The organism is Streptomyces sp. NPDC044063 (assembly GCF_056434285.1).
Genome location: NZ_JBWKFM010000031.1, coordinates 23532 through 36651, shown reverse-complemented (window position 1 = coordinate 36651; position 13120 = coordinate 23532). Strand labels below are relative to the sequence as shown.

At 74.5% G+C, this 13120-nt stretch carries 12 protein-coding genes; 6 read left to right on the top strand and 6 right to left on the bottom strand.

All coding sequences use genetic code 11. From position 1 onward, the window contains the following. Positions 1-11: 11 nt before the first annotated feature. Entirely contained in the window at positions 12-524 is a 513-nt protein-coding gene (locus tag AC07BS_RS29085; RefSeq protein WP_478934967.1) for a methylated-DNA--[protein]-cysteine S-methyltransferase, read from the bottom strand. A 239-nt stretch (positions 525-763) separates the two neighbouring features. Here AC07BS_RS29085 and AC07BS_RS29080 point away from each other — a divergent pair, with 239 nt between their 5' ends. Beyond that, a complete protein-coding gene (locus AC07BS_RS29080) occupies positions 764-1972 on the top strand; it encodes an alginate lyase family protein (RefSeq protein WP_478647982.1) in 1209 nt (402 codons plus the stop codon). Positions 1973-2025: 53 nt separating this feature from the next. On the opposite strand, the gene AC07BS_RS29075 is transcribed toward AC07BS_RS29080, so the two are convergent. Beyond that, the gene (locus AC07BS_RS29075) at positions 2026-3174 is read right to left on the bottom strand and encodes a baeRF3 domain-containing protein (RefSeq protein ID WP_478647980.1); all 1149 of its coding nucleotides are present in this window, start codon (positions 3172-3174) and stop codon (positions 2026-2028) included. A 206-nt stretch (positions 3175-3380) separates the two neighbouring features. Between AC07BS_RS29075 and AC07BS_RS29070 the strand changes: the two genes are divergently transcribed. Then, a complete protein-coding gene (locus AC07BS_RS29070; RefSeq protein WP_478934966.1) occupies positions 3381-4019 on the top strand; it encodes an HAD-IA family hydrolase in 639 nt (212 codons plus the stop codon). Here the strand turns inward: AC07BS_RS29070 and AC07BS_RS29065 are convergent. Together AC07BS_RS29065 and AC07BS_RS29060 are read right to left on the bottom strand one after the other, a co-directional pair. After that, positions 4016-5296, bottom strand: coding sequence for an MFS transporter (locus AC07BS_RS29065; RefSeq protein ID WP_478934965.1), 1281 nt, complete (start codon positions 5294-5296; stop codon positions 4016-4018). The genes AC07BS_RS29070 and AC07BS_RS29065 overlap by 4 nt on opposite strands. Positions 5297-5385: 89 nt before the next feature. Then, a complete protein-coding gene (locus tag AC07BS_RS29060; protein WP_478647976.1) occupies positions 5386-5862 on the bottom strand; it encodes a hypothetical protein in 477 nt (158 codons plus the stop codon). A 172-nt stretch (positions 5863-6034) separates the two neighbouring features. Here AC07BS_RS29060 and AC07BS_RS29055 point away from each other — a divergent pair, with 172 nt between their 5' ends. The 3 genes from AC07BS_RS29055 to AC07BS_RS29045 all read left to right on the top strand — a co-directional run bounded on the left by AC07BS_RS29055 (position 6035) and on the right by AC07BS_RS29045 (position 11085). Continuing rightward, positions 6035-7063, top strand: a complete 1029-nt coding sequence (locus AC07BS_RS29055; protein ID WP_478934964.1) for a LysR family transcriptional regulator — start codon at positions 6035-6037, stop codon at positions 7061-7063. A gap of 77 nt (positions 7064-7140) precedes the next feature. Further along, entirely contained in the window at positions 7141-8589 is a 1449-nt protein-coding gene (locus tag AC07BS_RS29050) for a cytochrome P450 (protein WP_478934963.1), read from the top strand. 129 nt (positions 8590-8718) lie between these two features. Continuing rightward, positions 8719-11085, top strand: a complete 2367-nt coding sequence (locus AC07BS_RS29045) for a terpene synthase family protein (RefSeq protein WP_478934962.1) — start codon at positions 8719-8721, stop codon at positions 11083-11085. Here AC07BS_RS29045 and AC07BS_RS29040 read toward each other — a convergent pair. After that, on the bottom strand, positions 11010-11768 hold the full coding sequence (locus AC07BS_RS29040) for a serine hydrolase (RefSeq protein WP_478934961.1): 759 nt from the start codon (positions 11766-11768) through the stop codon (positions 11010-11012). The two genes, AC07BS_RS29045 and AC07BS_RS29040, sit on opposite strands and share 76 nt — an antisense overlap. A gap of 295 nt (positions 11769-12063) precedes the next feature. On the opposite strand from AC07BS_RS29040, the gene AC07BS_RS29035 reads away from it, so the two are divergent. Continuing rightward, on the top strand, positions 12064-12594 hold the full coding sequence (locus tag AC07BS_RS29035; protein ID WP_478934960.1) for a TerD family protein: 531 nt from the start codon (positions 12064-12066) through the stop codon (positions 12592-12594). Between the two features lie 6 nt (positions 12595-12600). On the opposite strand, the gene AC07BS_RS29030 is transcribed toward AC07BS_RS29035, so the two are convergent. After that, positions 12601-13023 carry a RidA family protein gene (locus tag AC07BS_RS29030; protein ID WP_478934959.1) on the bottom strand — a complete coding sequence of 141 codons (423 nt, stop codon included), beginning with the start codon at positions 13021-13023 and terminating at the stop codon, positions 12601-12603. Positions 13024-13120: the final 97 nt, after the last annotated feature.

The window sequence follows — 13120 nt, the reverse complement described above, 5'->3', positions numbered from 1 at the left end:
TCGGGGCGGGGTCAGAGGAGCATCGGTTGCAGGGCGCCCTCGTGGGTGAGGAGGCGCACCTTGCGCTCGACACCGCCCGCGTAGCCGCGCATGCCGCCGTCGGCGCCGATCACGCGGTGGCAGGGGCGGACGAGCAGCAGCGGGTTGGCGCCGACGGCCGCGCCCAGGGCGCGGATCTCGGCCCTGGGGACGCCCAGCCGTGCGGCGAGTTCGCCGTAGGTCGTGGTGGTGCCGTACGGGATGGTGTCGAGGCCCTGCCAGACGTGCCGCTGGAACTCGGTCCCGCCGGGGGCGAACTCCAGGTGGAACGTCCGGAGTTCGCCGCCGAAGTAGGCGGCCAGCCGGCGCTCGGCCTCGGCGAAGGCCCGCGGGTCGCGCCGCCAGGAGGGGTGGATCGCGGGGGCGGTCCGCTGTCCCGGTACGGACAGGGAGGTCAGTGCCGTGCCGCCGGGGGCGGTGGTGGACTCCTCGCCCACCAGCAGCAGCTCGCCGAGCGGGCTGCCGGTCGTCGTCCAGACCGTCATCGGTCCGATCCTTTCGTCGTCCCCCCTGCTGTCACCGCCTCCGATTCTGCTGCGGTGCCGGGGGGATGACCGGCGGGATTCGGACATCGCGTTGCGGGGCCGGGCGGCCGGGTGCCCTCCGGCAGGTCACCGATCGGCGCAACAGATCCGGCGGCGCGGGCCGTGGGGCCGGAGGCTTGCAGAGAACCGCACCGGAGGTCCCCTTGCCCCGCTCCCGCCCGCGTGGCGTCCTGCCCCGCATGACCGTCACCGCCGCGCTCACCGCCGCTCTCGCCCCCCTGTTCCCGCCGGCATCTCCCGGGGCGTCGGCGGCGCCGGCCCCTCCGGCGCGCCGGGCGCCGGCCGAGGACGGCGACCGTGACTTCCGGCATCCCGGCGTGCTGCTGAGCCGGAAGCAGCTGAACGAGCTCCGCGCGCGGTTCGCCGAGGGTGCCGAGCCGTGGCGGTCGGCGTTCGACACCATGCGGTCGAGCGACTACGGGTCGCTCGGCTACGCGGCGTCGCCGGTGGCCGTCGTGCGGTGCCCGCCCGGCTCGCGCCCGGGCCGGGGGTGCGTGGAGGAGCGGCGCGACGCGCTCGCCGCCTACACCCACGCCCTGCTGTGGTACGTCACCCGCGATCCGGCGCACGCCCGCAAGTCGATCCAGATCATGGACGCCTGGTCGGCGGTCGTCGAGGAGCACACCGAGGGCAACGCGCCGTTGCAGGCGGCGTGGTCCGGCAGTTCGTGGGCGCGGGCCGGGGAGATCATGCGCTCGACGTACCGCGCCTGGCCGCGCGGCCGGGTGCGGCGGTTCTCCGCGATGCTGCGCGAGGCCTACCTGCCGCTCACCGAGCCCGGTGCCCCGGACCACAACGGCAACTGGGACCTCACCATGGCCGACGCGACGATGGGGATGGCGGTGTTCCTGGAGGACACGGAGGCCTTCGACACGGCCGTCCGCCGGTTCCGCGACCGTGTCCCGGCCTACTTCTACCTGCGGTCCGACGGCCCGCTGCCCGTACGGCCGCGGGGCAGCCGGATCAGGTCGGCGGACGAGGTCAGGGACTACTGGTTCGGGCAGCGGCGGTTCGTGGACGGCATGGCCCAGGAGACGTGCCGCAACTTCACGCACGTCGGCTACGCCCTGGCCGCCACCGCGCACATCGCGGAGACCGCCTGGCACCAGGGCCTCGACCTCTACGACGAGGTCGGTGAACGGCTGGCCGCGGCACTGGACCTCCACGCGCGCTACCAGCTGGGCGACCCGGTCCCGTCGTGGCTGTGCGACGGGCGGCTGAAGACGCGGATGGGCCCCGACACCGAGGTCGTCCTCAACCACCTGACGGGTCGTCTGGGGTGGTCGCTGCCGGACCCGAGGGCGGCCGCCCGGCAGGCGCGGGAGCGGGGCACCGACAATCTGTTCGTCGCGTGGGAGGCCCTGACCCACCGGGACAACCCGGGGTGAGAACAAGGAAGGCCCCGGTCCACGAGACCGGGGCCTTCCTTGTGCGGGTGGTGTCAGTAGCGGAGGACCGCCGCCAGCCGGTCGGCGTCGGCGAGGGCGTCGTCCGGGACGAACGCGATGTCCGCGCCGTTGTCGAGCGCGGCCTCGATCATCTCGTCGACGATGTCCTCCAGGACGTGGGGGTCGGCGAGCAGGGGCTCGGTGGGCGCGTCCACGCGCGTCAGGTGGCCGCCGTTCCCGTCGACCTTGGCGGTGACCTGGTAGTGGTCCTCGACGGCGAGCAGCGCCACGCGGCCCTGCCGTACGGTCTGCCAGATCTCGTCCAGGCCGGAGGTGAAGCGCTTCGCGCCGCGCGCGTCGCTGAGGCGGCGCAGCACCTCGTCCTGGCGGGAGTCGCGGCGCGCGTCGAAGGCGGGGTGGAGGATCTCGTAGAGCTCGTGCGCGGACCTGTTGCTCGCCCCGCCGTGCTCGACGCGGGCGGTGATGGCCCCGGAGTTCGGGAACACCTTCTCGAACAGGGCGATGTGCTCGCGCAGGCCGACGATGTACAGCGGCCGGGGCTCGCCCTCCAGGACCCGGGCGAGGGCGCCGGCGACGCCGCGCACGTACTGCCGTTCGCGCTCGACGTGTGCCTCCTCGCGGGGGGTGGTGGCGTGCTTGCCGACCTTGTCGAAGTTGCGGCCGGGCAGCGCGTCCTCGTGGTCGGGGAGAGCCGGCCGGACGGGGAAGCCGCGCGTCGTGACCTCGGTGAGGGTCTCGCCCTCGCCGTCCCACAGCCGGGTCCCGCTCTCCGAGAGCGCGATCGCCCAGTACGGCTCCTCGACCTTGCGTGCGGCGACGAGGTTGCGGGTGAGGAACGTGTCCTCCAGGACCACCCGCTGGGGCACCGAGCGCGGCAGGTACCAGACCTGGTGCTCACCCCGCGCGACGAGGATCAGCAGCCCGTCACCGGTGTGGGTGAGGTCGACCTCCGCGGCCGCCTTGTCCAGGCGGGCCTCGATGTCGATGCGGGCGGTCCGGGTCACCCGGGGGTCCTCGGCGAGCCGCCGCTTGGCCTCGGCGACCGTGTTGCGCAGCCGTACGGCGTCCTCGGCGCTGTAGGGCGAGCGCCGGGTGGTCGGCAGCTGGAGCGACACGGCCGGGTAGTCGCGCGGACGACGCAGGTCACGGAGTGTCTCGTCGGTCAGTGCGCCGATGTCCATCGGTCATCCTCCTCGGGCCCGCGGAATGTCTCCAGAGGACCAGAGTCCCGGCCGCTCGGCCAGTCGAGGGGGGCCGGGGGCGCATCGCCGCACGTCCGGCGGGGCGTACCGGCGGACGGTGCCCGCACGGGTGTGCCGCGTTGACGTCACCGGACCGGATCCCCCACGATCGACCGGCGCCCGTTCACCTCTCCGAGGAGCCGACGATGCCCGATCCGCGCCACGAGGGGCTGCTCCTCGACTTCGGCGGGGTGCTGACCACCCCGGTGGCCACGAGCGCCCGGGCCTTCTGCCTGCGCGAGGGGCTGGCCGCCGAGGCCTTCACGGAGGTCGTCTCGGTGGACCCGGTGGGCCGGGAGCTGTTCGCGGACCTGGAGCGCGGCGCGCTGTCGCAGGAGGAGTGGAACACGCGCACGGCCGCCCTGCTGGGCGTGGACGCCGCGAATCTGCTCGGCCGGGTGCTGGCGGACGTGCGCCCGGAGCCGGTGCTGACCGCCGCCGCGCGGGCGGCCCGGGCGGCGGGGGTGCGGGTGGGCGTGCTCTCCAACAGCCTCGGCTCCACCCCGTTCGACCCGTACGAGGGCCATGAGCTCGCCACCCGGTACGACGTGGTGGTGCTCTCCGGCGACCACGGCCTGCGCAAGCCCGATCCCGCGCTGTACGCGATCGCGCTGGAGCGCATGGGGCTGCCGGGCGCCGCGTGCGTCTACGTGGACGACTCGGCCCGCAACCTCACGCCCGCCGAGGACCTGGGGATGGCCGTGGTCCGGCACACGGACCCGGCCGGCACGGTGGCCCGGCTGGAGGAGTTGCTGGGCGTCCCGCTGGGCGGCGGGCCGGCCTAGGGCCGGCCCAGGGCCTGTCCGCCCTGGCGCGCGTCCGACGGGCCGGCCGCGGCGACGGCGGCGCGGATGGTGTCCTCGCGGACCACCGTCAGGAAGGGGACCAGCAGCAGGGCGCAGGCCAGGGTGCCGAGGGCGAAGACCACGCGGGGCCCCGACGTCTGGGCCAGCAGCCCGGCCAGGGCGGCGCCCACGGGCATGCCGCCCCAGGCGATCACGCGGCTGGCGCCGGAGACCCGGCCGAGGAGCGCGTCGGGGATCAGCCGCTGTCGCAGGGTGACCACCGTGACGTTCCACAGGCCGCTGCCGATCCCGCCCAGCAGGGTGGCCGCGCCGACGGCCCACACCCGCGAGGTCAGCGCGGGCGTGGCGAGCATGATCACGCTGGTGACCACGTCGGCGGCCAGCAGGTTGCGGACGCCGACGGCGCGCTGGACGGCGCCGGCCGCGAGGGAGCCCAGCACGCCCCCGACGGCCAGGGTGGTGAGCAGCAGACCGTAACCGGTACCGCTCAGGCCCATGGGCCCGGGCGCGACCGCGTAGAGGACCAGGACGGCCGTCCAGGCGCTCCACGCCCCGGCCATCACGCACACCATTCCGGCCACGGCGCGCAGCAGCCGGTGCCCCCACAGGAAGCGCAGGCCCTCGGCGAGCTCGGTGGGCAGCGAGCGCGGGACGGGCTCGCGGGGGGCGGGGTACGGATGCCGGACGAGGAGCGTCAGGGCGAGGGCCGCCACCAGATAGGCGCCGGCGGTGCCCAGGACGGCGACGGTCGCCCCGGCGGCGGCGAGCAGCCCGCCGAGCGGCGGCCCGGCGAACTCGTTGAGCGACGAGCGGGTGCTTTCCAAGCGGGAGTTGGCGGTGTCGAGGCGGTCGCGTCCGACCACCGCGGGCAGGACGGCGGAGGTGCACAGGTCGGCGGCGATCTCGGCGGTGCCCAGCAGGAACGCGGTGGCGTACAGGGCGGGCAGCGGGCTCGCGCCGCCGGTCAGGGCGAGGGCCAGCAGGACCAGGGCGGCCACCCGCAGCAGGTGCGCGGCGAGGATCAGCCGGACCCGTTCGACGCGGTCGATGAGAACGCCGATGAACAGGGTGAACAGCACGTAGGGCAGGGTCTGCGCCCATTTGACGCCGGCGACCAGGCCGGGCGACGAGGTGAGGGAGAGGGCGATCAGCGGGAAGGTGATCAGGACCAGGCCGTCGGCGAGGTTGCTGACGGCGTAGGCGGTCCACAGTCCGGCGAAGTCGTGCTTCCCGGTGCCTCGTACCGGTGCGGTCACCGCGGCTCCTGGGTGGTCGGCGGCGGGCGGGGGGACGACCGTCTCCGGCCGTGCCGGCGGCGGTCGTCCCGGGGTGTGCGAGGGCCGGATCAGCAGAGCAGCGCGCAGGTGGCGCGGGTGAACGTGCCCTTGCCGTGGTTGCGCACGGTGTGCGCGAACGCGGCCCGGGGATTGGCCGGCGCGGGCACGGTCGCCTGCTCGGTCATGCCGAGCGGGGCGAGGAGGGCGCGGGTCTGCTCACCGACGCAGTGGACGCCCTGGTTCTTGAGGATGGTGTCGGCCAGGCGCCCGCCGAGCCCGTCGAGCGAACCGCCGGACCAGGTGGAGACCTTGTAGTCGCCACCGTCGGTCTGCTCGAAGAAGCGGACGTCCGCGACGCCCTGGCTCTCCGTGAGGAGGACGAAGATCCTGCGGCTGGAGAGCTCCATGTCGTGCCGGTCCATCTTGTGGAGGATGGCCTCGGGGTCGCCGTAGAAGTCGAGCACCTCCGGTGTCCAGGAGTAGCTGATGCAGCCCGCGGACATCTCCTGCTGTGTCCCGCCTTGCGCGTGGGCCTGGGTGGTCAAGAGGAACCCCCAATCGTCTGTGCCGGTCCTTCCGGCATGCACGGGCGAGTTCGCCTGCCATGCTGCGCCGCCCTCCCTTCCGTGGGAACACCCGAACCGCGCGGACCGTTGCGTTCCGGGAATGGCGGCCATGCGTCGACCGGTGGTGCGCGGGCGGTGCCATGCTGGGCCCATGCTGGATGTCCCTCACTTACGGGTCCTCCTCGCGGTGGCGCGGCACGGCTCCATCTCGGCCGCGGCGCACTCCCTGTCGTACAGCCAGTCCGCCGTCTCCCGGCGGATCGCCGCGCTGGAGCACGCCGTCGGGACGCCGCTGCTGCTGCGCGACAGCCGCGGCGTCCGGCCGACGCGGGCGGGCGAGGCGCTGATCGAGCACGCCGGTGTGGTCATGCGGCAGCTGGCGCTCGCGGAGGAGAGCGTCCGCGCGCTCGCCGGGGCGGCGGCCGGCCGGCTGCGGGTGGGCGCCTTCGCCAGCGCCAACGCGGGCATCGTGCCGGAGCTGTTCCGGCGCTTCTCGGCGCGGCATCCGGGCGTACGGCTGTCGCTGCGCGAGGGCGGGCCCGCGGACCACCTGGCCGCGCTGCGGGCCGGGGAGCTGGACGTGGCGCTGGTGACGGAGTGGGATCTGAACGGCCAGCGCTTCACCGGGCTGCGGCTGCTGCGGCTCATGGCGGACGAGCAGTTCGTGGCCCTGCCGGCCGGCCACCGGCTGGCCGGCAGGGGGCCGATCGCCCTGCCGGAGCTGCGCGAGGAGACATGGATCGAGGGCGCGCACCCCGACTGCCTCGGTCCGTTGCGGGAGTTGTGCCTGGGGCTGGGCTTCGAGCCGCGGGTGGGGCTGCGGTGCGACGACTGGTACGGCAAGCAGCGTCTGGTGGCGGCCGGGCTGGGCATCGGGCTGTTCCCCGCGCTCGCGGTGCCCGGCATCTGCCCCGGCGTCACGCTGCGGTCGCTGGGTGGGCAGTTCCCGGCGCGGGACGTCTATCTCGTACTGCCGGACGCCGGGGCGCGGGCCCCGGCCACGGCGTCGCTGACCACCCTGCTGCTGGAGCTTGTGACCGAGGCCACGACGGGCGCGGAGGCCTCGGGGGGACCGGAAGCCCCGGCGGGACCGGAGCGCACGCGTCCGGGGGGCGCGAAAGGTGCACCGCACAACGGTTTCGCGACCTTTCCCACCGCTGGTCCCATTGCGGAGGATTGAGGGAGGAAACGGGGGGCACGGTCGTGAACGAGGCGGTTTGAGCTTCGGTCCGGTCGTGACGATCCCTCGGAGCCAGTGTGAAGAGCACGTACACCTCGGCCACGGCACCCGGCGCGTGGCCCTTCCTCGGCCACACCGTGCCGCTGTGCCGCGGCCCCCTGGACTTCCTGTCCTCCCTGCCCGCGCGCGGCGACCTGGTCCGGGTGCGGCTCGGCCCGTTCCGCGCGCTGGTGGTGTGCGACCCCGAGCTGACCCGCCGCGTCCTGCTGGACGACCGGGTCTTCGACAAGGGCGGCCCCCTGTACGACCGCATCCGGGAGGTCGGCGGCAACGGCCTCGGCTCCTGCCCGTACGGCGACCACCGCCGGCAACGCCGCCTGATCCAGCCCTCGTTCCACCCCGCGCGCCTGCCGGGGTACGCGCGGGCGATGACCGAGCAGGCGGCGCTCGTGACCCGCTCCTGGCACGACGGCCAGGTCGTCGACGTCATGCGCGAGATGATGGCCGTCACCGGCCGGACCGCCGTCGTGACGATGTTCGCCGGCAGCCTGCCGCCCGCCGCCCTGGACACGGCCGTGGACGACTTCTCCACCGTCCTGACCGGCATCACCCGGCGCGCCCTGATGCCGCCCGGGATCGACCGGCTGCCCACCGTGGGCAACCGCCGCTACGCCCGGGCGCGGGCCCGGCTGCGCCGGACCGTGCGGCGGGTGATCGCCGACCGCCGCGCCGACCGGGCCGACCGGGGTGACCTGCTCTCCGCCCTGCTGGCCGCCCGCGACCACACCACGGGGGAAGGCGGCATCGCCGGACGGGCCCTGACCGACGGCGAGATCGGCGACCAGATCGTCACATTCTTCATCGCCGGCACGGAGACCACCGCCGGCGCCCTGGCCTGGGCGCTGCACGAGCTCGGCCGGAACCCCGGGGTCGCCCGGCGGCTGCGGGCCGAGGCCGACGCCGTGCTCGGCGGGGCGCCCGCCGGCCTCGACCACCTGCCCGCCCTGGACCTGACCGGCCGCGTCGTGACCGAGACCCTGCGGCTGCACCCACCGGTATGGCTGCTCACCCGCACCGTCACCGCCGCCACCCGGCTCGGCGGGCACCCGGTGCCGGCCGGCACCACGGTCGCCTTCAGCCCCTATCTCCTCCACCGCCGCGCCGACCTCTTCCCCGACCCCGGCCGCTTCGACCCGGACCGCTGGGCCGGCGGTGTCGCGGACCGGCCCGCGCGGGGGCTGCCGCGCGGCGCGTACCTCCCCTTCGGCGGCGGGGCGCGCAAGTGCATCGGCGAGTCCTTCGGGCTCGTCGAGGCCACGCTCGCACTGGCCACCGTCGCCGGCCGGTGGCGGCTGGAACCCGTGCCGGGCGCCCGGGTCCGGCCGGCGCTCGGCGTGGTGATGAGCCCGCGCGGGCTGCTGATGCGCGCTCTGCGGCGGAGCGTCCCCGCGGTGGCGCCGGGGGCCTCCGGCGTCTGCCCCGTGGCGGGCGGCGCGGCCGCCCCCACCCCTTCTCAAGATCATTAACCCGAGCCCCTCACATCTTCACCATATTGAGGGGAAATCGGACTACGGCCACCCGTCCGTCCCGCCGCGCCGCCTAGCGTGCGGAGGAACCGTCCGCCCCGGCTCCGCTCCCGAAAGGCCGCGCACGCGATGCCGAACCCCTTCGAGCTGCCCGACTTCTACGTGCCGTACCCGGCCCGGCTCAACCCCCACCTGGAGGGCGCCCGGGCGCATTCCACGGCGTGGGCCCGCGCGTTCGGCATGCTGGAGGGCTCGGGCGTCTGGGAGCAGAGCGACCTCGACTCCCACGACTACGCGCTGCTGTGCTCGTACACCCACCCCGACGCCACCGCCGCCCAGCTCGACCTCGTCACCGACTGGTACGTGTGGGTGTTCTTCTTCGACGACCACTTCCTCCACCACTTCAAGCGCACCGGCGACATGGCCGGCGCGCGGGCCTACCTCGACCGGCTCCCCGCCTTCATGCCGCTCCCCGGGGACGACGCGCCGCCGGAGCCCGTCAATCCGGTGGAGGCGGGACTGGCGGACCTGTGGGCCCGCACGGTCCCCTCGATGTCGGAGGGCTGGCGGCGCCGCTTCCGGGAGAGCACCTGGCACCTGCTGGAGGAATCCCTCTGGGAGCTGGCCAACATCACCGAGGGGCGGGTCCCCAACCCCGTCGAGTACATCGAGATGCGTCGCAAGGTCGGCGGCGCCCCCTGGTCCGCCAACCTGGTGGAGTACGCGGCCGGTGCCGAGGTGCCCGACGTCATCGCCGCCAGCCGTCCCCTGCGGGTGCTCAAGGACACCTTCGCCGACGGCGTCCACCTGCGGAACGACCTCTTCTCGTACCAGCGCGAGACCGAGTCCGAGGGCGAGCTGGCCAACGCCGTGCTGGTCCTCGAACGCTTCCTGGACTGCGACACCCAGCAGGCCGCCGACACCGTCAACGACCTGCTCACCTCCCGGCTCCAGCAGTTCGAGCACACCGCCCTGACCGAGGTCGGCCCCCTGCTGCTCGAGTACGGTCTCGGCCCCGCCGAGTGCGCCGCCGTCTTCGCCTACGCCAAGGGGCTGCAGGACTGGCAGGCGGGCGGCCACGAATGGCACCTGCGCTCCAGCCGCTACATGAACGACGCCGGCGCCTCCCCCGCCGTCACCGGCCGGCCACTGGGCGGACCGCTCGGGCTGGGCACCTCCGCGTCCCGGATCCTCCCCTCGCTCGCCGCGACCCTGCCCGCCCGGGCGCGCCGCCACACCCACGAGGCGTACCGGCCGACCGGGCCGCTGCCGCTGCCCGACCTGGCGATGCCGTACGCGACGACGCTCAATCCCCATCTGGACGGCTCCCGGCGGCACACCGTCGGGTGGGCCCACGGGGTGGGGTTCCTCGCCCCCAGCCCCGATCTGCCCCTCTCCGGGGTGTGGACCGAGGAGAAGATCAAGGACTTCGACTTCGCGCTGTGCGCCGCGGGCATCCATCCCGAGGCCACGGCCGCCACCCTAGACCTCGCCACGGACTGGCTCGCCTGGGGGACCTACGGGGACGACCTCTACCCCGCCGTCTTCGGCCGCGGCGGGGACCTCGCCGCCGCCAAGGCCTGCAATGAGGGCCTGCCGGCCTTCATGCCCGACGACCCCGCCGACATGCCCCGTCCGCGGAACGCCCTCGAACTGGCGCTCACCGACCTGTGGCCGCGCACGGCGGCGGCCCTGACCACCAAGGCCCGGCGCGCCTTCCGGGACGCCGTCGCGGCCATGCTGGAGAGCTGGCTGTGGGAGCTCTCCAACCAGATCCTCCACCGCGTCCCCGAGCCGGTCGACTACATCGAGATGCGCCGCAGGACCTTCGGCTCCGACCTCACCATGGCCCTCGGCCGGATCGGCCACGGCGACGCCGTCCCGCCCGAGATCCTCCGCTCGCGCCCGGTACGGGCCATGGAGGACGCCGCCGCCGACTACGGCTGCCTGGTCAACGACGTCTTCTCGTACCAGAAGGAGATCGAGTTCGAGGGCGAGACGCACAACGCCGTGCTCGTCGTCGAGAAGTTCTTCGACTGCGGGCGCGAGGAGGCCCTGGCCGTCGTCGCCGACCTCATGCGCTCCCGTATGCGCGAGTTCCGCCATGTCGTGTCCACGCAGCTCCCCGCGCTCTGCGACGAGTTCGGGCTCGACGCGGAGGCGCGGGCCGCGCTGGACGGGTACGCCCGGGAGCTGCGGAACTGGATGTCCGCCATCGTCACCTGGCACCAGGGCTGCCACCGCTACGGCGAGGCCGACCTGCGGCGGCACGCGGCGCGGCCGGACGCGCCGCGGTGGGGGGTGCCCGGCGGCCTCGGCACGTCGGCCGTCCGCCTCGCGGGCCCACCGTCCGGCTCGGGGGTGGGCCCGGTTCCGTACGGCCCGGGGGTGGGCCCGGTTCCGTACGGTCCCGGGACCGGTCAGCTCGTGGGGACGCCGCCGGGCACGTCCAGGGCTCGGGTGAGCCTGCCGACGGTCGCGCACGCCGTGCGGTAGGAGGTCCCCTCGGGATGCAGGGTGAGGACGGCCACGACGCAGCGGTCGGCGGGTCCGACGGTGCCGGTGGTGTGGAGGGCGCCGCGCACGAGGTCCACGCCGGCCGCCGTGACCGGGCGTTCCTTGGGCGCCGCCGGGGAGCGGCCCTGTTCGTCGAAGCCGGACCAGCCCTGCTTGACCGCCCAGGGCCGGCGGTAGGCCGCGGGGATGCCGAAGGACTGGTCGAAGCCGTCCGTGCCCAGCGGGGTGGCCCGGCGCAGCCCGCCCATCACCCGGTCGCGGACCGGCGCGGGGGCCGCCTCCAGGAGGTGGCGGTAGATCGTCACCGTGTCGGCCGCCGAGAGGCCGGTGTAGCCCCAGTAGCCGGGGTGCTCCGCGGGCGGCGGCACGGTGTCGGCCAGACCGAGCCGCTCCGTCATGCGCGTGACGATCGCGTCGCCGCCGTTGACCGTCCAGAAGTGGCTGGCCGCGTCGTCGTCGCTGCTGCGCAGCATGAGGTCGAGCCGCTCGCCGTCGGCGGCGTCCACGGCGTGGCCGGGGCCGCGGTGCCACAGGTGGTCCAGCGCGATCAGCAGCTTGACCACGGAGGCCGAGCGGAACCGCGCGCGGGCGTCGGCCCGGACGGTGAACTCGCGGGTGCGGCGGTCGAACACGGCGATTCCGGCGCGTACTCCGGGCGGCACGTCGGGGTGTGTACGGGCACTGGACAACGTTTTCCTCCCGGGGTCGGCACGGCATCCGTGGCGCGATGATGCGGCGCCCGCGCACGGCCGGTCACCGGTGTTCGTCGGACGTCGAAACCGCTCGGTACCGCCCGCCCGGCCGCCCTCGTCCACAGGGCGCCCACGGCGGGACGGGCGCGTGGCATGATGCGCTGCACGACGCGTCGCGTGACGTCCCGCGTGACGTCCCGCGTGATGTGCTGACGCGGCGCCAGGAAGCCTGCGCGGCAGGATCGTTCAGCGGAAGGGGAGTCCGATGAGCAGTCCCAACAAGGGGATCGGGAAGGCCGTGGTGTCGCTCAGGTGGGACCCGAGTCCGAACGGCGCCCCCGACCACGACCTCGACATCATCGCCGCCGTCTACGCGGCGGAGGCCCCGTACGGCGCGCCCGCGTACGTGGTGCACTTCGACAGCCGCTCGCCCGACGGGACCATCGCGCTCGACCGGGACAGCCGGACGGGGCAGGGTCTCGGTTTCGACGAGGTCATGACCCTGGAGATCGACCGCCTGTCGGCCGGCTACGGGCGGGTGGTGGTGGGCGTGGCGATCCAGCAGGGGTCGGGGCGCCGGATCTTCGCCGACATCGCCGGCACGGGTGTGCGGGTGACGGACGGGCGCAACGAGCTGCTGCGGGACGACCTCGCCGGGGTCGGGGCGGCCACGGCCGCGACCGTCGCGGAGTTCGTCCGCGACGGCTCGGGGGCGTGGGAGTTCCGCGGCACGGTCGAGGGCTTCGACACGGACCCGGCGACGTTCGCCCGGGTGATGGGCGCCGGACGGGGGTAGGGCGGGTCAGGGCGCGGCGGGGTCCGTTCCGACGAGCGCGAACGCCTCGATCTCCAGCAGGAGTTCCGGGTGGACGAGCGCCACGACCTGGACGGCCGAGCCGGCGGGTAGCGGCGCGGGGCCGAAGTACTCGTCACGGACGACGCGGACGGCGGGCAGGTGGGCCATGTCCGTGACGAAGTAGGTGAGCTTGACGACGTCCGCGAAGGTCGCGCCGGCGGCGGCGAGGCAGCGGCGGAGGTTCTCGAAGACCTGCCGGGCCTGCGCGGCCGCGTTCCCGGCGCCGACGACCTCGCCGTGCTCGTCGAGCGCGATCTGGCCGGAGACCGCCACCAGGCGGCCGGTGCCGGTGACGACGTGGGTGTAGCCGGTGGCGGGGGCGACGCCCTCGGGGGCGGGTATGTGGGTCAGCCGTGTCTGCGGGTTCATGGGCCCCATCCTCGCCCGGCGGGCGCCCTCACCCGGTGGGACGCGCCGTGGCCGGAATGGATCATGGCGCGTTGAATGGATGTACACCCCCTCCATA